The organism is Kitasatospora sp. NBC_00458 (assembly GCF_036013975.1).
Classification (GTDB): Bacteria; Actinomycetota; Actinomycetes; order Streptomycetales; family Streptomycetaceae; genus Kitasatospora.
Genome location: NZ_CP107904.1, coordinates 1,505,516 through 1,523,600, shown reverse-complemented (window position 1 = coordinate 1,523,600; position 18,085 = coordinate 1,505,516). Strand labels below are relative to the sequence as shown.

Sequence of the window (18,085 nt, the reverse complement as noted above, 5' to 3'; positions counted from 1 at the left end):
TGCAGGAGCCCATGCTTCGTTCCTGCAACCCATACGCAATAGTCTTGTCCCGGCACGATCATCACCGTTGAACTCGTCGAAAGGGGCCGTGTCCTGATGGGCACCTACTCGCTTCCCGACCTGCCGTACGACTACTCCGCCCTTGAGCGCGCGATGTCCGCCGAGATCCTGGAGCTGCACCACTCGAAGCACCACGCGGCTTACGTCAAGGGTGCCAACGACACCCTCGACCAGCTGGCGGAGGCCCGTGACAAGGAGCAGTTCGGCGGCCTGGTCGGCCTGCAGAAGACCTTCGCCTTCCACCTGTCCGGCCACGTGCTGCACTCGCTGTTCTGGGAGAACCTCTCCCCGGAGGGCGGTGACCGTCCCGAGGGCGCCCTCGCCGACGCCATCACCGAGCACTTCGGCTCGTTCGAGGCCTTCCAGAAGCAGCTGACCACCGCGACGGTCGGTGTCCAGGGCTCCGGCTGGGGCATCCTCTCCTGGGAGCCGCTGGGCCAGCGCCTGATCGTCGAGCAGGTCTACGACCACCACGGCAACGTCGGCCAGGGCACCACCCCGCTGCTGGCCTTCGACGCCTGGGAGCACGCCTACTACCTGCAGTACCGCAACGTCCGCCCGGACTACGTCACCCGCCTGTGGGATGTCGTCAACTGGCAGGACGTCTCGACCCGCTTCGCGGCGGTCAAGGGCGCCTGATCCCCATTTCGGGGTGATTCGCCCGAATAGGCCCGTCCCGGGACAGGGCGGGTAGCGGAGGTCCCCCCGGACGGTGCGAACCGTCCGGGGGGACCTTTCGTGGCTCGGTCGGGAGGTCCGGGCCCAGCCTTCGACGACTTCGGTCTTTCCCGTTCACCCCGTGGCGTTGGCGCGTTTGGCGAGCTTCAGCAGATCCGGCGGGGCGTTCCGGCCGGCGAGGAGAACGAGCTCGCGGATCACCGACCGGGCCGCCAGGTGGCTCCGGAGGCTCTCCGGTGCCAACTCCTCGGCCCGGAGGAGGCAATCGACGGCCTCCCCGAGGTGCCGCAGTTGCGCGTGGGCCCTTCCGAGGTCGACCAGCAGTCGCGACCTCCGCTCGGGCGAGAGCCGACTCGCATCGATTCGTCGCCCCAGGTCCAGCGCCTCGCCCGCATCGCCGAGGTCGATCGCCGTTGATACCGCCTGGATCGCGACGTTCGTCGGTCCGAACTCCAAGTTGAAGTCATTGCGATCCTCGCCGACCAGTGCTGCGACCTCTCGCGCGTCGGCGAGTTCCTTCCGGGCCTGGTCGCGTTGGCCGGCGCGGGCGGCGGCCAACGCGAGGACCAAGTGGAGCGAACCGAGCACGGAGAGGGCTTCCGGCGGAGGTGGCCCGGCCGCCGAGATGTAGTCCCGAAGGGTTGTCACGCTCTTCCCGGCGGCGTGTTCTGCCTGGTCCAACCGCCGGAGTCGGACGAATGCGTGGGCCAAGCGGTAGATGCCTGCGAAGACTTGGAGAGGCTCGCCGGACTGTTCGGCGGCCCGGATCGCCCGATCGGCGGCCACCCAGGCTGCATCAGCCTCGTCCTGGCGGACGAATGCCGCCGCGACCGCCTGATATGCCTGGCTGAGGAGGAGTTGAAGTTCCGGCCGTTGCTCAGGGGAGGCCGTCCGCGTCGCGGCTTCGAGTCGGGGCAGGGTGTCGGCGACAGCTGTGCTGAGCTCCGCGAATCGGGCGTTGTGCGTCAGGTGCCAGAGCTGCGCCACAGCGGCGGCCAGCTCGGCCGTGTCGGGTGAAGTTGCGGCGGGGTTCTCGTCGAGCACGGCATCGAGCGCGGGGTGCCCAGAGAGTGCGAGCCGGACCAGGTCGAGGTCGTTGACCTGATCCGAAGTCGTCGACGCGGATCGGGCGGGCGACGGGGCATCCGGCCTCAGCGTCTGGACGGAGACGCCGAGGCCGTCGGCGAGCAACTGGAGTACATCGAGACGTACGACAGGTTGGATACCGCGCTCGACCTGCGAGACCCAGCTGGCGCTCCGGTTGACGGCGGTGGCGAGCTGATCCTGCCGCATGCCACGGCTCTTGCGGAGCTGGGCCACCCGGGCGCCGAATGCTCGCTGCTCCTCGGGACTCACCGGCCGTCCCCGTGGGCGGCCGACCCCTTGCCGTCGATCTCGTCCAGGAACGTGACCTCGAAAGATTCGAGGTACTGGCCGCGCTCGGAGAGGAACCGGCGGACGTGAGGCTGTCGTTCGTGCTCCTCGAACGCCTCGCGGTCCGCATACAGCTCGTAGAAGACCCGGACGCGCGGCTCGGCCGGAACGGCGTGATTGACGTAGACGAGAGTTCCGGGCTCCTTGGTGCGGATCCCGTCGAGTGCTTCCCGTGCCAGTTCGTCGAAAGCGTGAGCGGCTGTCACATCACGGGCGACGAAGCGTACAACGAGGCCGAATCCCATGCTTCTCTCCTTCCAGGATCAGTCGAGTCTCGCACAACTCGGTGAAGAACTGTGAGTCGCATTAATTCTTGACTCACAGTTTTTCTGTGACTACCTTCGGTGGTGTCGTCGTGGCTGATGGTCACGATCGGCTCCCTCGCGCTGCCATCTGCTGGCAACGCTGTCCATCTGTGGTCGTGGAGGATCGATGGGGTGGAATGTGACCGTGAGCCCGCTCAGCAGTGCCCGGTTCCCGGTGCCGCTGGAATGGGGGGTGTCGCCGGGGCCGGAGGCGGTGCCGGCGGCGCGGTGGCTGGTGGGGGCGATCGTGCGGGAGTGGGGCGTGCCGCTCGCGGACGACGCGTTCCAGGACCTGGAGTTGTGCGCGAGTGAGGTGATCGCCAATGCGCTGCTGCACACCGGGGACCGCTGTGCCGTGACGGTGCTGCGGCGGCCGGGGCGGCTGAGGGTCGAGGTGGCCGACCGGTGTCCCGTGCTCGCGCGGCGGGAGCGCGGGGTCGAAGCGACCGGCGGGCGTGGGCTGTTGCTGGTGGAAGCGCTGGCCGAGGCCTGGGGCTGGTGTCCGCGAGGGGACGGCAAGGTGGTCTGGTTCGAGTTCCCCGAGGAGCGCGAAGCGCCGTGCCCCACACGCGGGTGGGGCACGGCGCCGGGCCTCGCGGCGGCGTAGCGGAGCGGTCAGGATGCCGGAGGGATGCCGAACGCGTCCAGGATCCGCTGGGCCGCGAGCCCGGCCGGGAGCGTGCCCGCGCGGACCTGCTGCTCCAGTCCGGGGGCGAGGTGGCGGACCTCCGGGTGGGCGTGCAGCCGGGCGAGGAGCTGGTCGTGCACCATCGCCCACGTCCACTCCACCTGCTGGTCGCGCCGCTTGGCGGCCAGTGCGCCGGTCGCGTCCAGCACCTTGCGGTGCTGCTGGAGCCGCTCCCACAGCACGTCGAGCCCCGCGCCGTCCCGCCCGCTGCAGGTCAGCACGGGCGGCGTCCACGGCGCGTCCGGGGCCCGGAGCAGCCGCAGCGCGCCCGCGAGTTCGCGGGCGGCGGCGCGGGCGTCGGTCTCGTGCGGGCCGTCCGCCTTGTTGACCGCGATCACGTCGGCGAGCTCCAGCACGCCCTTCTTGATGCCCTGCAACTGGTCGCCGGTGCGCGCCAGCGAGAGCAGCAGGAAGGAGTCCACCATGCCGGCCACCGCCGTCTCGGACTGGCCGACGCCGACCGTCTCGATCAGCACGACGTCGTAGCCGGCGGCCTCCATCACCACCATCGACTCCCGGGTGGCCCGGGCCACGCCGCCGAGCGTGCCGGAGGTGGGGGAGGGGCGGACGAACGCGGCCGGGTCGACGGCCAGGCGCTCCATCCGGGTCTTGTCGCCCAGGATGGAGCCGCCGGTCCGGCTGGACGTCGGGTCGACGGCCAGTACCGCGACCCGGTGGCCGAGTCCGGTGAGCATGGTGCCGAAGGCGTCGATGAAAGTCGACTTGCCGACACCGGGTACGCCGGTGATGCCCACCCGGACCGCCCCGCCCGAGTGCGGCAGCAGCATCGTCAGCAGCTGCTGCGCCAGCGCGCGGTGGTCGGGCCGGGTGGACTCGACGAGGGTGATGGCCCGCGCGACGTAGGCGCGCGAGCCCTCCCGCACGCCCGTCGCGTAGCTGTCGAGGTCGATCGTCCGGGGCGCCATCGCTCAGCGCCTCAGAGCTCGTGGCCGAGGTCGGCGGCGAGCGTCTTCAGCAGGTCGTAGGCGGCGTCCGGGATCACCGTGCCGGGCGGGAAGACCGCCGCGGCACCCGCCTCGTACAGTGCGTCGAAGTCCTGCGGGGGGATCACCCCGCCGACCACGATGGTGATGTCCTCCCGGCCGGCCGCGGCCAGCTCGGCGCGCAGGGCCGGGACCAGGGTGAGGTGCCCCGCGGCCAGCGAGGAGACGCCGACGATGTGGACGTCCGCCTCGACGGCCTGCCTGGCCACCTCGGCCGGGGTCTGGAACAGCGGGCCGACGTCCACCGTGAAGCCCAGGTCGGCGAAGGCGGTGGCGATCACCTTCTGGCCGCGGTCGTGGCCGTCCTGGCCCATCTTGGCGACCAGGATGCGCGGGCGCCGGCCCTCGGCCCGCTCGAACCGCTCGACCAGGTCCCGGGTGCGCTGGAGGGGCGCCGACTGGCCGGCTTCGTCTCGGTACACACCGGAGATGGTACGGATCTGGCCGGAGTGCCGGCCGTACACCTTCTCCAGGGCGTCCGAGATCTCGCCGACGGTGGCCATCGCGCGGGCCGCGTTCACCGCCAGGTGCAGGAGGTTGCCGTCCAGCGAGCCGCCGGACTGCGGGCCGGCCTCGGCGGCGCGGGTCAGCGCGTGCAGGGCGGCCTGGGTGGCGTCCTCGTCGCGCTCGTCGCGCAGGCGGCGCAGCTTCTCCAGCTGCCGGGCGCGCACCGAGGAGTTGTCGACCTTGAGCACGTCGATCTGCTCGTCGCTCTCCACCCGGTACTTGTTGACGCCGATCACCGGCTGGCGGCCGGAGTCGATGCGCGCCTGGGTGCGGGCGGCGGCCTCCTCGACGCGCAGCTTGGGGATGCCCGCGTCGATCGCCTTGGCCATGCCGCCGGCCGCCTCGACCTCCTGGATGTGCTGCCAGGCGCGTTCGGCGAGGTCGTGGGTGAGCTTCTCCACGTACGCCGAGCCGCCCCACGGGTCGATCACCCGGCAGGTGCCCGACTCCTGCTGGAGCAGCAGCTGGGTGTTGCGGGCGATCCGGGCCGAGAAGTCGGTCGGCAGCGCGAGCGCCTCGTCCAGGGCGTTGGTGTGCAGCGACTGGGTGTGGCCCTGGGTGGCCGCCATCGCCTCGACGCAGGTGCGGGCGACGTTGTTGAACACGTCCTGGGCGGTGAGCGACCAGCCGGAGGTCTGCGAATGGGTGCGCAGCGACAGCGACTTGGCGTTCTTCGGGTCGAACTGCTTGACCAGCTTGGCCCAGAGCAGCCGGGCCGCGCGCAGCTTGGCGACCTCCATGAAGAAGTTCATGCCGATCGCCCAGAAGAACGACAGCCGCGGTGCGAACGCGTCCACGTCCAGCCCGACCTCCAGCCCGGCCCGCAGGTACTCCACGCCGTCGGCGAGGGTGTAGGCCAGCTCCAGGTCGGCGGTGGCCCCGGCCTCCTGGATGTGGTAGCCGGAGATGGAGATCGAGTTGTACCGGGGCATCTTCTGCGAGGTGTACGCGAAGATGTCCGAGATGATCCGCATCGACGGCTGCGGCGGGTAGATGTAGGTGTTGCGGACCATGAACTCCTTGAGGATGTCGTTCTGGATGGTCCCCGCCAGCTTCTCCGGCGGCACCCCCTGCTCCTCGGCCGCGACGATGTACAGCGCCAGCACGGGCAGCACCGCGCCGTTCATGGTCATCGACACCGACATCCGGTCCAGCGGGATGCCGTCGAAGAGCTGGCGCATGTCGTAGATGGAGTCGATCGCCACGCCCGCCATGCCGACGTCGCCGGTGACGCGCGGGTGGTCGCTGTCGTAGCCGCGGTGGGTCGGCAGGTCGAAGGCGACCGAGAGGCCCTTCTGACCGGCCGCCAGGTTGCGGCGGTAGAAGGCGTTGGACTCCTCGGCGGTGGAGAAGCCCGCGTACTGCCGGACCGTCCACGGCTGGTTGACGTACATCGTCGGGTACGGGCCGCGCAGGTACGGCGCGATGCCCGGGTAGGTGTCCAGGAAGTCCAGTCCGGCCAGGTCGGCCGGGGTGTACAGCGGCTTGACGCCGATGCCCTCCGGGGTGTCCCAGAGCAGTTCGTCGACGTCCTTGCCGGTGGCCTGCCGCCAGGCGGAGCGCCACTGGCCGTCGGTGACGTCCGCGCCGGAGTCCCGGTCCAGCCCGATTCCGGTGAAGTCGGGGATCATCGCGCCACTCCGCTTTCGTCGGGGCCGCGGCCGGGGCCCGCCGCGGTGCTCTCGTCGGTGATCTGGTCCAGCAGGGAGGCCAGGGTCGCCACGGCGTCGCCGCCCGCGAAGACGAACTCGTCCACCCCGGCCGCCTGGTACGCCTCGCGCTGCTCGCCGGGCCGCCCGGCCAGCAGCACCCGGCGGGCGCCGGCCGCCTTGAGCGCGGCGGCGACGGCACCGGCGTGCTCGCCGTACAGCGCGTCGCTGGAGCAGAGGCAGGCCACCCGTGCGCCGGAAGCGGCGAACGCCTCGGCGAACACGGCGGGTTCGGTGCCCTCCGCCGCCGTCGTCGCGATGCCGCCGGCCTGGAACAGGTTGGCGGCGAAGGTGGTCCGCGCGGTGTGCGCGGAGGCCGTGCCGATCGAGGCCAGGAAGAGCCCGGGCCGTGCGCCGGTGGCCGCGAGGTACGCGTCCGAGCGGTCCCGCAGCGCCTCGTAGGCCTCCGCGCGCCGCACCTTCGGCAGCCCGCCGCCCGGCCCGGCCGGGGCCGGTTCGCGGACCGGCGACTTCTCGCCCAGGTTCGGGAACTCGCTGACGCCGGTGACCGGTTCGCGCCGCTTGGCCAGCCGGACGGAGCGCTCGGCCCAGGTGGCCGCGATCCGCTCGCCGACCAGCCCGGACTCCAGCGCGGCCCGCAGCCCGCCGGCCCGCTCGACCTCCTGGAACCAGGCCCAGGCGGCGTGCGCCAGTTCGTCGGTCAGCCGCTCCACGTACCAGGAGCCGCCGGCCGGGTCGATCACCCGGGCCAGGTGCGACTCCTCCAGCAGGATCGACTGGGTGTTGCGGGCGATCCGCCGGGCGAACGCGTCCGGCAGGCCGAGCGCGGTGTCGAACGGCTGGACGCTCACCGCGTCCGCCCCGCCGACGCCGGCCGCCAGGCAGGCGATCGTGGTGCGGAGCATGTTCACCCACGGGTCGCGGGCGGTCATCATCACCGTGGAGGTGACGGCGTGCTGACGCTGCGCCGAGACCTCGGGCGAGCCGCCGGACACCTCGGCCACCCGGGCCCAGAGCCGGCGCGCGGCACGGAACTTGGCGATCGTCAGGAACTGGTCGGCATCGGCCGCGTAGCGGAACTCCAGCTGGCCGAGCGCCGCGTCGACGCTCAGTCCGGCGGCGGTGAGCGCGCGCAGGTAGGCGACGCCGGTGGCCAGCGAGGCACCGAGTTCCTGCGCGGGCGAGGCCCCCGCCTCGTGGTACGGCAGGGCGTCCACGGCGAGCGCCCGCAGGCCGGGGTAGCCCTCGGCGCAGCGGGCGGCGAGCGCGGTGGCCTCGCCGAGCAGCGCGTCGGTCCGGCCGGAGTCGCCGGTCCGGGCCTGCAGGCCCAGCGGGTCGGCGCCGAGGTTCCCGGCGGCGGCGCTGGGGGAGACCTCGCGCTCCTCGTACAGCGCGAACAACCGTGCCGCGGCGTCAGGGAATTCGGACCCCGCGTCGAGGACCACGCCGGCCAGGTCGAGGTAGACGCCGGTGAGGGCCTGCGGCAGTGCGGTGACCGGCAGTCCGTCCCCGCCGAGCTCCAGCCAGAGCGAGCCGCCGCCGTTCTCCAGGTCGGCCAGGACGGCCTCGTTGGTCCGGCGCGGGTCCGGGTCGGCGTGCCGCTGACGGATGTCCCAGCCCGTGACCGAACAGCCCTGCGGCCGGCCGCCGCGGACGAACGGCGGGAAGCCGGGGAGGCCGGGATCGGCCTGGCCGTCCTCGGCGGTGTACAGCGGGCGGGCGCGCAGCCCGTCCTGGAGTGCGGTGGTGAGCGCCTGCTCGGCCGCTGCGCCGTCCGCGGGCTGCGCACCGGACTTGCGCAGCACACCCTCGACGAGGGTCTGCCACTGCTCGCGGTGTGCGGCCGGGAACTCGGCGGCCAGGGGGAGCCCTTCGGGCGGGACCGTCATGCCCGCAGGTTAGCGCCCTCCGGTGGGGGCGCAGCAGAGGCGGGCGGTGTGACCTTGCCCTCGCTTTGCACTCTGTTGCACTACCGGTGCCGCCGGTGTCACCGGAGGCACCGGCGGTGACCCGTCTCCCGGGCCCGCCCGGCCCCCGGGAGGTCCAGGGCCTTCTGCTCCCCCGGCTGTTCGGCCCGACGGCGCGGGGCCGTCCGCGCCCCCGTGCGCCCCCGCGCCCCGCGCCCCGCGGCGCTCAGCCCTCCCGGGCCTCCCGGCCGCGGCCGGGACCGCGGCCGCCGGCCGTCCGGGCCCCGGCGAGTGTCCGGGCCGCGGCCGGGCCGAGCGCCAGGGCGAGTGCGACGAGGAGCAGGCCCGCCGCGACCGCGAAGGTGACCCGCGTCCCGGTGGCGACCGGGCCGGGAGCCGCGGTCGCGACGTCGGTGGTGGCCGAGGCGAGGGTGAACACGGCGCCCATCACCGAGGCGCCGGTGACCAGGCCGAGGTTGCGCGAGAGGTTGAGCAGACCGGAGACGACGCCCCGGCGGTCGGCCGGCACGTCCGCCATGACCGCGGTGTTGTTCGCGGTCTGGAAGAGCGAGTAGCCGGCCGTGACGACGGCGACCGGCACCAGGTAGCCCGCCACGCCGAGCGAACCCGGCAGCAGGGCGACGGCGAGCGCACCGGCCGAGGCGGCCGCCAGACCGGCGGCCGTGGTGCGCGGCGCGCCGAACCGGTCGGTGATCCGCCCGGCCGGGATCCCGGTCAGCGCCGCGACCAGCGGGCCGACCGACAGGGCGAGGCCGACCAGGGCCGCGTTCAGACCGAGCGTCCGGGCGAGGTGGAACGGGCCGACCACCAGGGTCGCCATCATCACGGTGGAGACGAGCACGCTCATCAGCAGGCTCGCGCTCAGCCGCCGGTCACGGAGCACGGCCGGGCGCACCAGCGGCGCCGCGGCCCTGCGCTGGGCGAGCGCGAAGAGCACGGCACCGGCGGCCGCCGCCGCCAGCAGGACCAGGTTGAGGACGCCGAAGCGCCCGCGTCCGAGGGTCATGGCCAGGGCGTAGGCCCCGAGCGTCAGCGCGAGCAGCAGGGTGCCGAGGTGGTCGAACCGGGCCCGCCGGCCCGCGGGCGCCGGCCGGTCGGCCGGCAGGTGGCGGTGGGCGAGCAGCAGGGCCGCCACCCCCAGCGGGGCGTTGACCAGGAAGAGCGCGCGCCAGCCCGGTCCGGCGAGCAGCAGGCCGCCCAGCGTGGGGCCGAGCGCGGTGCCCACCGCGGACATCGTGCCCAGCAGGCCCATCGCGCTGCCGGTCCGCTCCTTCGGGACCGTCTCGCCGACGAACGCCATCGTGAGCGCCATCATGACGGCCGCTCCGAGGCCCTGCACCGCCCGCGCGGCGACCAGCGCCCCGAGCGAGGGCGCCAGGCCGCAGAGGACGGAGGCGGTGGTGAACAGCAGCAGCCCGGCCAGCAGCAGCCGCCGCCGTCCGACGAGGTCGCCGAGCCGGCCGACGGTGACGACCAGCGCGGTGACGGCGAGCAGGTAGCCGAGGACCACCCACTGCACGGCCTGGAACGAGGCTCCGAACGCCTGGGCCAGCGTCGGGAGGCCGACGTTGGCGATGCCGGTGCCGAGCGAGGACAGCAGCATGGAGAGCGAGAGACCGGCGAGCGCCCAGCGCGCGGCGCCCGCCCGCTCCGCCCGCCCGGCCGTCGCACCCTGTCTCGTTTCCGTAGTGGTCAACTCGGACTCCGTTCCCCGCGGCCCGGGATGGGGCCGTCCCGTGGCCGCGGCGCGGCGCACGTGGGGGAGCGTGCTCCCGGCCCGTTCGAGTGGCAAACTTTGTTGCCGGTTCCGGGACGACGGCGCCGGGCGGAACGGCCGCCGGGGGCGGGCGGGTCCGGAGGTGACGGAGGTGGAGGCGCGGATGGACGAACCGGAGGCCTACCGGGCGGTGCTCGACGAGGTGGCGCCGAGGCTCCGCCGGCTGCGGGAGAAGCGGGGCATCACGCTCGCCGCCCTCTCGGAGACCACCGGCATCTCCAAGAGCACGCTCTCCCGGCTGGAGTCCGGCCAGCGGCGTCCCAGCCTGGAGCTGCTGCTGCCGCTGGCCGGCGCCTACCGGGTGCCGCTGGACGAGCTGGTCGGCGCCCCCGAGGTCGGCGACCCCCGGGTCCGGCTGACGCCGCGCGCGCTGCCGAACGGCGGGACGGTCGTGCCGCTGACCCGCAGCCCCGGCCCGCTCCAGGCGTACAAGCTGGTGATCACCGACCGGGGTGCCGAGCCGGACCTGCGGACGCACGAGGGCTACGAGTGGCTGTACGTGCTGGACGGCCGGCTGCGGCTGCTGATCGGGGAGCACGACGTGGTCCTCGGGCCGGGCGAGGCGGCCGAGTTCGACACCCGGGTGCCGCACTGGTTCACCAGCGCGGACGGCCGCCCGGTGGAGCTGCTCAGCCTCTTCGGACGGCAGGGCGAGCGGATGCACGTCCGCGCCAGGCCCAAGGCCTGACGGCGCCGGGGCCGGGGGCGGTGGGGGCGGGGCACGCGCTCCGCCCCCGCCCCGTGCCACGCGGACGGACACCGGCCGGAGCCCGGCTCAGCGGCGCATCCGCCGGACCAGGTCGGCGGCCGCCGCCGACCAGTGCGGGTGCTCGAAGCCGAAGCCCGCGTCCAGCAGCCGCCCGGGCTTCACCGAGCGGCTCTTCAGGAGCAGCTCGGTGTCCGAGCGGAGCGCGAACGCGCCGACCTCGGCCATCCAGCGGGTCGCGGGCAGCCCCAGCGGGATGCCCTTGGCGCGCCGGATCGTCTGCATGAAGGCGCGCTGCGGCAGCGGGGCGGGCGCGGCGATGTTCACCGGGCCAGCGAAGTCGTCGCGGTCGATCAGGAAGCGCACGGCGCGGGTGAGGTCGCGGTCGTGGATCCAGGACATGTACTGCGTGCCGCCGTCGATCGGCCCGCCGAAGCCGGTCCGGGCCAGCCGGACCAGCTGGTCGAAGGCGCCGCCGCGGTCGGGGCTCATCACCATGGCGCAGCGCAGCGCGACCCGGCGGGTCGCGGGCGTCGCGGCGTCGGCCTGCTCGCGCTCCCAGGCGCGGGCGATCTGCACGCTGCGGCCCCAGTGCCGGGGGACGCCCGTCTCGCCGCCGCCGAGCACGCCGTCCGCCTCGTCGTGCGGGGCGCCGTGGGAGTGGGCGTAGATGGTGGCGGTGCTCATCTGGAGCCAGACCCGGGGCGGGCGCCTGGCGCCGGCGATGGCCCGGCCGACGGCCCGGGTGGAGTGCACCCGGGAGTCCATCATGTCGCGCTGGTTCTGTTCGGTGTAGCGGCAGTTGACGCTGCGCCCGGCGAGGTTGACGACGACGTCGGCGCCGTCGACCGCGTCGGTCCAGCGGCCCAGGGTGCGGCCGTCCCAGTAGATCTCCTGGTCGCGCCCGGGCCGCCTGGTCAGGACGACGACCTCGTGGCCCTCGGCGGTCAGTGCCCGGTCCAGGATGCGGCCGATCTGCCCGGTTCCCCCGGGTATGACGATTCTCATCGAGTGTCCCCCCTCGGTGTTGTTCCGCGTACAGCCTAGCGATCCAAGTGAACGTGTTCAAAATGATCTGGATCACGCACCGGGGGCCGTGGAAAACCGCTGGTCGGCAGGCTCGGCGCGGTGATAGGGATGGCGCGTGCACCGGCCCCCGCGGACCCCTGCCGGTCCGCCCCGGCGCCGGCCCGCGCCGACCCGTACCGACGTGTACCGACCTGTGCCCCCCTGTACCGAACCGCGCCGGCTCGCACCGATCCGTATCGGTCCGTGCCGATCCGTGCCGACCGAGAAGAGGCCCCGCCGCCGATGTCCGCCCCCACCGCCACCGACTGGTCGCAGGTCTGCGCCCAGGACTTCGCCGTCCCCGCCGACCGCCCCCTCGACGCTCTCGTCGACGAGCTCGCCCTCGCCCTGGCGGACCCGGACCCCCGGATCCGCGACGGCGACCCGTACGCCGTGCTCGACACCTGGATCGCCCGCGACGTCGTGGCCGGCCGGCTGCGGACCTCCCTCGGCGACCGGATGGCCGAGCGCTTCGGCGACCCGGCCGTCGAGGCGCGGACCTTCGCCGCACTCGTCCTCGACATGATCGTCGGCCGGGGGGACTTCGACCCGGCCTGGCTCGAAGCCTTCGCCCGCTGGTACCCGGCCGAGACCGACCTCCGCGGCCGCCACCCCGAACTCGGCTGGCTGCACGCGACCGCGCACGGGGCCGACCTGCTCGGCACGTTCGGACGCCACCCCGCCGTCGCCCCCGGGCGGGTGCTCGGTCTCGCGACGGCGCGGCTGCTGGCCCCCACCGACCACCTGTACGGCGAGCGCGAGGACGAGCGGCTCGCCACCGGCATCGCGCGGAGCCTCACCAGGCCGGAGCTGACCGAGGAGGAGTGCGTCGCCTGGGTCGAGCGGTCGGCGGGCTTCCTCGCCGAGCACCGGCGCGGTCCGGCCCCGGCCTGGGTGTCCAACGGCGCGCGCACCCTGCGGGCGCTGCTCGTGCTCGCCCAGACCGGCGTGCGCGCGGCGGGCCCCGGTACCCCGCTGCTCCCGCTCGCCCACGGCCCCGCCGTCACGGCCGCGCTGCTGCGGGCGCTCGGCCCGGCCTGAGCGCCCGTCCGCCCGCCCCGCCCCGCCGCTCCGCCCCGCGCCCGCCGCCCGCCCGCGCCCGCCGCTCCGTCCTGCTTCCCCGCAGGCCGTAGCCGTCCGCTCCCGTCCGCTCCGGAGGGCCGTTCCGGCTCCCCGGAGCGGACGTCCGGGTTCCGTGCACACGCCAATGGCCGGAAATGTGTCCGATTTCGTGGAACCACGGCCCCGCTCCGCCCGACTGGTGGACCGGACCTCGGCACGGCCGCCCGTGCCGGTCCAGCCCGTCCGTTCGTCTGCCCGTCAGTTCGTCTGCCCGTCCAAGGAGTGCTCGCGCATGTGCGGAATCACCGGCTGGGTGTCCTTCCATCAGGACGTCCGCCACAGTGCCCCCGTCATCGAGGCGATGACCGCCACCATGGCTCTGCGCGGCCCCGACGCCGGCGGCGTCTGGCTCGGCCGCCACGCCGCCCTCGGCCACCGCCGGCTGGCCGTGATCGACATCCGGGGCGGTGCCCAGCCCATGGCCGACCGCCGCGACGAGCCGGGTGTCGTCCTCACCTACAGCGGCGAGGTCTACAACCACCACCAGCTGCGCGCCGAGCTCACGGCCAAGGGCCACCGCTTCGAGACCCGCAGCGACACCGAGGTGGTGCTCCGCGCCTACCAGGAGTGGGGCGACGCCCTGGTCGACCGCCTGGAGGGCATGTACGCCTTCGGCATCTGGGACGAGCGCAACCAGCGCCTGCTGCTGGTCCGCGACCGGCTCGGCGTCAAGCCCCTCTTCTGGGCCGAGGTCGACGGCGGCGTGGTCTTCGGCTCCGAGCCGAAGGCGCTCTTCGCCCACCCCGACGTCACGCCCACCGTGGACGCCGACGGCCTGCGCGAGGCCTACAGCCTGCTCTTCAACACCGGCCCCACGGTCTGGGCCGGCGTCCGCGAGGTCCACCCCGGCGGGCTGCTCGTCCTCGACCGCGGCGGTGTCCGCGAGCGCCGCTACTGGGAGCTGACCGCCCGCCCGCACACCGACGACCTCGAAGCCACCCTGGAGCAGGTCGGCTCCCTGGTCAACCGTGCCGCCCGGGCCCAGCTGGAGGCGGACGTCCCGCTCTGCAGCCTGCTCTCCGGCGGCCTCGACTCCACCATCGTGACCGCCCTGGTCGCCGACGAACTCCGGCTCCAGGAGGGCCCGCAGGCCAAGCTGCGCTCCTACGCCGTCGACTACAGCGACCAGGCCGAGCAGTTCACCGGCGACGTCCTGCGCACCGGGCACGACACCCCGTTCGCCGCCGAGGCCGGCGCGTTCATAGGCAGCGACCACTCCACCGTGGTCCTCGACCCGCGGACGCTGCTCGACCTGGAGAACCGCCGCGCCGTGGTCGTCTCCCGGGACTCGCCGATCGGCGTCGGCGACATGGACACCTCGCTGTTCCTGCTGTTCGGCGAGATCCGCAAGCACTCGACGGTCGCCCTCTCCGGCGAGGCGGCCGACGAGGTGTTCGGCGGCTACCCGTGGTTCCACAACCCCAAGGCGCTCGCCGCGCAGACCTTCCCCTGGCTGCTCGTCACCGGCGACGAGGCCGCCATGCCGATCAACCCGGACCTCGCCGCCCACCTGCGCATCGCCGAGTTCCGCGACGACACCTACCGCACGTCGCTCGCCGCCGTCCCGCACGTGGACGGCGAGAGCCCGACCGAGCACCGCCAGCGCGAGATGCAGCACCTCTCGCTGACCCGCTGGCTGCGCCAGCTGCTGCACCGCAAGGACCGCCTCTCGATGGCCCAGGGCCTGGAGGTCCGCGTCCCCTACTGCGACCACCGGCTCGTCGAGTACGCCTTCAACACCCCCTGGGCGATGAAGAGCTACGACGGCCGCGAGAAGAGCCTGCTGCGCGCCGCCGGCAAGGGCATCGCCCCGGACTCGGTGCTCTGGCGGCCGAAGAACCACTACCCGGCCACCCACCACGCCGACTACAACAGCGGCCTCCAGCGGCTCGCCCGCGAGGCGCTGGACGCGCCGCACGTGCGGGACATCGCGGACGAGACGGTCATCAAGAGCAGCCTGGACACCCCGGCCGACCAGCTGGAGTGGGGCCACCGGCTCCGTCTGGAGCGGGTCGTGGACCTCGCCCTCTGGCTCGACCACCACCGCCCGGCGCTCACCGTCTGAGCGGCCCCCGGCAGCCGAGCGCCCGCCCCCGCCGCACCCGGGGGGGCGGGCGCTGTGCGTTCCGCGCGCCGGGCCCCGGTCCGCACGCCGGGCCCCGGCCCGGTCCGGTCGGGTCCTCGCCCCGGCCCGGACCTTTCCCGCGGACGCGCCGCGGCCGGGGCGCGGTTCCGACCGTCCCGGCCGGGTCGGGCCGCTCCGGAGGCCGGCCGGGCGTAGAACGGACGGGACGGCCGGGAGGCCCGGGGCGGGGAGGCCGAACCGGGTCGAACCGGGCGGCACCCGGGGCCGTCCGGGGCCGTCCGTCCGATGCCCCTGTCCGCCGAGGAGGACGCGGATGCGCAACGACCCCCGCCACGGTCCGCTGGTGCCGATGCTGCTGGTGCTCACGGTGGTGACCGGGCTGGTCGACGCGGTGAGCTACCTCGCCCTCGGCCACGTCTTCGTCGCCAACATGACCGGCAACGTGGTCTTCCTGGGCTTCGCCCTGGCCGGGGCCCCGGGGCTCTCCGCGTCGGCGTCGCTCACCGCGCTCGCCGCCTTCCTGGCCGGTGCGCTGACGGGCGGGCACCTCGCCGAACTCCGGCCGGCCCACCGCGGGCGGCTGCTGGTCGCCACCGTCGCCGCCCAGTCGGTGCTGATGGCGGGCTGCACGGTGCTGGCGGCCGTGCTCGGCCACACCGACGACCCGGTCCGCTACACCCTGACGGGGGTGCTGGGCTTCGCGATGGGCCTGCAGAACGCGGCCGTCCGGGCGCTGAGGGTCCCCGACCTGACCACCACCGTGCTGACCATGACGCTCACCGCCCTGGCCGCCGACCGGGCCGGCGTCCGGCGCTTCGCCTCCGCGGGCTGGATGTTCGCCGGGGCGCTCGTCGGGGCCGCACTCGTCCTGCACGCGGACGTCCCGACGGCCCTGGCGGTGGCCCTGGCCCTCCTCCTCGGGGTCGCCGCGGTCACCCACCGCGCCGGGCGGCCGGCCCCGCCCTGGACCCGCCCCGAGGAAACCCGCTGACCGGTGGTCGCCCCGTCCGTCCCGGGGCGCGGCGCCCGTGCGGCCCCTCCGGCCGGTTCGGCCTCCCCGGCCGGCTCAGCCCGTACCGCCCGTCGCTCCGGTGTCGCGCGTCGCCTCCGCGTCGCCCGCGCCGTCCGCGCCGTCCGTCCAGCGCGCTTCGACGCGGGCGCGTTCGGCCGCGACCAGCGGGCCGACCACGTCCTCGACCGTCCGGTGCGACAGCTCGGCGAACGCGCGGACCCAGTCCACCAGCCCGGCGTCCAGGTCGACCGTCAGCCGCCGGGTGCCGGGCGGCCGAGCGGCGCTCACCGGCGCGGCCCGGCGGTGTCGCGCCCGCGGGTGTCCGGCCCGGCGGTGTCGTGGACGGCGGTGCTCGGCCCGGCGGTGTTCGGCCCGGCGGTGTCCGGGACGGCCAGGAAGGACTCCAGCTCCAGGCCGTACCAGCGGTCGGTGCGGCCCCGGTGCGTCATGCCGAGGCGGCGGCAGACGGCGGCCGAGGGCTCGTTGCCGGGCCGGAGGACGGCGTGCACCTCGGTCAGGCCGTCGGCGAAGCCCCTGGCCAGGGCGCCGCGGGCGGCCTCGGTGGCGTAGCCGTTGCCCCAGGAGTCGGGGTGGAGGTGCCAGCCGACCTCGACCTCGCCGTCGCCCCCGGGCAGCGGGGCGAGCAGGACCGTGCCGACCACCAGGCCGGTGTCCCGCCGTTCCAGGGCCCATGCGCCGTAGCGGGGGTCGGCGGACCGGGCCCGCATCCGGTCGATCAGGGCGGGCACCTCGGCGGGGGACTCCAGCGCCCGCGGGGTGGCGCCGAGCCAGCGCACCACCTCCCAGCGCGAGTACAGGTCGTACGCGCGCTCGGCGTCGCTCCCGGTCCAGAGCCGGGCGGTCAGGCGGTCGGTGACGAACACGGTGCTCCTCAGTCCTCCTGCGGCTGGTTGGTCCGGCCGCTCCATCGGGGTTCCCAGCGGGCCCAGGACCGCTGCCAGTCGCGGTCGGCCCGCCGGTCGAGGGCGCGCAGCCGCAGGGCGAGTGCGACGCCGATCAGGGTGGCCAGCGTGGCACCGCCGGCCAGGCCGGTGCAGACGGCGCCGACGGTGAGGCCGATCCGGGTCTCGGGGGTCCTGGCGGGCTCGCCGGCGTCGTCGACCCAGAGGGTGACGGTGGGCCGGGTGAGGGTGGTGCGCGGCAGTTGGACGGTGCCGGCGTGCGTCCGGCCGTCCGGGGCGGTCCAGACGGTCGAGACCTCCACCCGGTTCTCGTAGCCGCCGGTCCAGCGGCTGTTCGCGGGCTGCTCCGGCTGGACCCTGCCGATCACCGCGGCCTCGATCCGGTGCAGTCGGCCGCGCTCGCTCTCGGTGGTGCGCACGGAGGTGCGGTAGCCGACCAGGGCGGCGGTGACGACGCCGGCCAGTCCGACGGCGAGGGCGACGGCGGCGGCGAGCCAGGCCCGGCTGCGGGCCCGGTCGACCGGCCGGGCGAGCGGTTCGCGCAGGCTCAGGGAGTGGCGGCGGCCGAGGGCGCGGAGCAGCTGACGGCCCGCCCGCCGGGGCAGCGACGCGGGCCGGGCCGGGCGGGGTGTGCTGGACACGATGCGTGCTCCTCACGGCTGTTGGCGCTGTTCGGCCCCCGTCGCCACCCAATCTCCCCCGCTGCGGCCCCCGGGCACAAGAGCCGTGCGGCCCCGCACCGCCCGGGAGCCGTCCGCCGGTCCGCGGCCGGTCGGCCACGGGGCCGCGCCGGGCCCGCCACGGGTCCGCCCGGGGCGGTGTCGGGGCGGTGTCGGGGGTGGTCCGGGAGGGTGTGCGCGCCGTGCGCCCGGGAGCACGGCGGAGCACACGCGCTCCCCGCGACCGCCCGCGCCGCCTGCGCCCGCCGGCCACCGCCCCCGTCCGCGCCGCCGCCGTGCCGGCCGGCGGAACGGAAGGGGGCGGGAAAAGGGTGGGAGAAGGGGCGGGACAGGGACGTTCGGCCCTCGGCGCGGCGGCGGAGACGGGGCAGGCTGACGGTGACCGCGTCCTCCTTGTGCCGGGACGCGGAGGTCCGGCCCGCTGTGGGGGCTCGCCG

Annotated in this window: 16 protein-coding genes; 6 read left to right on the top strand and 10 right to left on the bottom strand. The window is 74.6% G+C overall.

Annotation, left to right across the window (positions count from 1 at the left end; all coding sequences use genetic code 11):
• Positions 1-96: 96 nt before the first annotated feature.
• On the top strand, positions 97-699 hold the full coding sequence (locus OG550_RS05320; protein WP_327675060.1) for a superoxide dismutase: 603 nt from the start codon (positions 97-99) through the stop codon (positions 697-699).
• A gap of 153 nt (positions 700-852) precedes the next feature.
• On the opposite strand, the gene OG550_RS05315 is transcribed toward OG550_RS05320, so the two are convergent.
• Both OG550_RS05315 and OG550_RS05310 read right to left on the bottom strand, forming a co-directional pair.
• Complete coding sequence (locus OG550_RS05315) at positions 853-2,094, bottom strand: helix-turn-helix domain-containing protein (RefSeq protein ID WP_327675058.1); 1,242 nt, start codon at positions 2,092-2,094, stop codon at positions 853-855.
• On the bottom strand, positions 2,091-2,417 hold the full coding sequence (locus OG550_RS05310) for a putative quinol monooxygenase (protein WP_327675056.1): 327 nt from the start codon (positions 2,415-2,417) through the stop codon (positions 2,091-2,093). The genes OG550_RS05315 and OG550_RS05310 overlap by 4 nt, the downstream gene beginning before the upstream one ends.
• A 205-nt stretch (positions 2,418-2,622) precedes the next feature.
• Here OG550_RS05310 and OG550_RS05305 point away from each other — a divergent pair, with 205 nt between their 5' ends.
• Entirely contained in the window at positions 2,623-3,084 is a 462-nt protein-coding gene (locus tag OG550_RS05305; protein ID WP_327675054.1) for an ATP-binding protein, read from the top strand.
• A gap of 8 nt (positions 3,085-3,092) precedes the next feature.
• Here the strand turns inward: OG550_RS05305 and meaB are convergent, their stop codons facing one another.
• From meaB to OG550_RS05285, 4 genes are all read right to left on the bottom strand, one after another.
• On the bottom strand, positions 3,093-4,091 hold the full coding sequence (meaB, locus tag OG550_RS05300) for a methylmalonyl Co-A mutase-associated GTPase MeaB (protein WP_327675052.1): 999 nt from the start codon (positions 4,089-4,091) through the stop codon (positions 3,093-3,095).
• A gap of 11 nt (positions 4,092-4,102) precedes the next feature.
• On the bottom strand, positions 4,103-6,307 hold the full coding sequence (gene scpA / locus OG550_RS05295) for a methylmalonyl-CoA mutase (RefSeq protein ID WP_327675050.1): 2,205 nt from the start codon (positions 6,305-6,307) through the stop codon (positions 4,103-4,105).
• Positions 6,304-8,235 carry a methylmalonyl-CoA mutase family protein gene (locus tag OG550_RS05290; protein WP_327675048.1) on the bottom strand — a complete coding sequence of 644 codons (1,932 nt, stop codon included), beginning with the start codon at positions 8,233-8,235 and terminating at the stop codon, positions 6,304-6,306. Before OG550_RS05290 ends, scpA begins: the two co-directional genes overlap by 4 nt.
• A 244-nt stretch (positions 8,236-8,479) precedes the next feature.
• Entirely contained in the window at positions 8,480-9,970 is a 1,491-nt protein-coding gene (locus tag OG550_RS05285) for an MFS transporter (RefSeq protein ID WP_327675046.1), read from the bottom strand.
• Positions 9,971-10,154: 184 nt separating this feature from the next.
• On the opposite strand from OG550_RS05285, the gene OG550_RS05280 reads away from it, so the two are divergent.
• On the top strand, positions 10,155-10,739 hold the full coding sequence (locus OG550_RS05280; RefSeq protein WP_327675044.1) for a helix-turn-helix domain-containing protein: 585 nt from the start codon (positions 10,155-10,157) through the stop codon (positions 10,737-10,739).
• A gap of 87 nt (positions 10,740-10,826) precedes the next feature.
• Here OG550_RS05280 and OG550_RS05275 read toward each other — a convergent pair whose 3' ends face one another.
• Positions 10,827-11,765 carry a TIGR01777 family oxidoreductase gene (locus OG550_RS05275; protein ID WP_327675042.1) on the bottom strand — a complete coding sequence of 313 codons (939 nt, stop codon included), beginning with the start codon at positions 11,763-11,765 and terminating at the stop codon, positions 10,827-10,829.
• 303 nt (positions 11,766-12,068) lie between these two features.
• Between OG550_RS05275 and OG550_RS05270 the strand changes: the two genes are divergently transcribed.
• The 3 genes from OG550_RS05270 (at position 12,069) to OG550_RS05260 (ending at position 16,024) form a co-directional block, all read left to right on the top strand.
• Positions 12,069-12,866 carry a DUF2785 domain-containing protein gene (locus OG550_RS05270; RefSeq protein WP_327675040.1) on the top strand — a complete coding sequence of 266 codons (798 nt, stop codon included), beginning with the start codon at positions 12,069-12,071 and terminating at the stop codon, positions 12,864-12,866.
• A 313-nt stretch (positions 12,867-13,179) separates the two neighbouring features.
• Positions 13,180-15,012 (top strand): asparagine synthase (glutamine-hydrolyzing), encoded by a 1,833-nt coding sequence (asnB, locus tag OG550_RS05265; protein ID WP_327675038.1) that lies wholly within the window; start codon positions 13,180-13,182, stop codon positions 15,010-15,012.
• Positions 15,013-15,346: 334 nt separating this feature from the next.
• Entirely contained in the window at positions 15,347-16,024 is a 678-nt protein-coding gene (locus OG550_RS05260; RefSeq protein ID WP_327675036.1) for a YoaK family protein, read from the top strand.
• A 75-nt stretch (positions 16,025-16,099) separates the two neighbouring features.
• On the opposite strand, the gene OG550_RS05255 is transcribed toward OG550_RS05260, so the two are convergent.
• Genes OG550_RS05255 through OG550_RS05245 form a run of 3 tightly spaced genes read right to left on the bottom strand, consistent with a single transcriptional unit; the run spans position 16,100 to position 17,609 of the window.
• Positions 16,100-16,333, bottom strand: coding sequence for a hypothetical protein (locus OG550_RS05255; protein ID WP_327675034.1), 234 nt, complete (start codon positions 16,331-16,333; stop codon positions 16,100-16,102).
• On the bottom strand, positions 16,330-16,929 hold the full coding sequence (locus tag OG550_RS05250; protein WP_327675032.1) for a GNAT family N-acetyltransferase: 600 nt from the start codon (positions 16,927-16,929) through the stop codon (positions 16,330-16,332). Before OG550_RS05250 ends, OG550_RS05255 begins: the two co-directional genes overlap by 4 nt.
• An 8-nt stretch (positions 16,930-16,937) precedes the next feature.
• The gene (locus OG550_RS05245) at positions 16,938-17,609 is read right to left on the bottom strand and encodes an Rv1733c family protein (RefSeq protein WP_327675030.1); all 672 of its coding nucleotides are present in this window, start codon (positions 17,607-17,609) and stop codon (positions 16,938-16,940) included.
• Positions 17,610-18,085: the final 476 nt, after the last annotated feature.

Bases quoted from the DNA above. Each gene is read 5' to 3' on its own strand.
- asnB (WP_327675038.1), top strand. From the start codon at position 13,180: ATGTGCGGAATCACCGGCTGGGTGTCCTTCCATCAGGACGTCCGCCAC.
- OG550_RS05260 (WP_327675036.1), top strand. From the start codon at position 15,347: ATGCGCAACGACCCCCGCCACGGTCCGCTGGTGCCGATGCTGCTGGTG.
- OG550_RS05310 (WP_327675056.1), bottom strand. From the start codon at position 2,417: ATGGGATTCGGCCTCGTTGTACGCTTCGTCGCCCGTGATGTGACAGCC.
- meaB (WP_327675052.1), bottom strand. From the start codon at position 4,091: ATGGCGCCCCGGACGATCGACCTCGACAGCTACGCGACGGGCGTGCGG.
- OG550_RS05280 (WP_327675044.1), top strand. From the start codon at position 10,155: ATGGACGAACCGGAGGCCTACCGGGCGGTGCTCGACGAGGTGGCGCCG.
- OG550_RS05275 (WP_327675042.1), bottom strand. From the start codon at position 11,765: ATGAGAATCGTCATACCCGGGGGAACCGGGCAGATCGGCCGCATCCTG.
- OG550_RS05290 (WP_327675048.1), bottom strand. From the start codon at position 8,235: ATGACGGTCCCGCCCGAAGGGCTCCCCCTGGCCGCCGAGTTCCCGGCC.
- OG550_RS05320 (WP_327675060.1), top strand. From the start codon at position 97: ATGGGCACCTACTCGCTTCCCGACCTGCCGTACGACTACTCCGCCCTT.
- OG550_RS05270 (WP_327675040.1), top strand. From the start codon at position 12,069: ATGTCCGCCCCCACCGCCACCGACTGGTCGCAGGTCTGCGCCCAGGAC.
- scpA (WP_327675050.1), bottom strand. From the start codon at position 6,307: ATGATCCCCGACTTCACCGGAATCGGGCTGGACCGGGACTCCGGCGCG.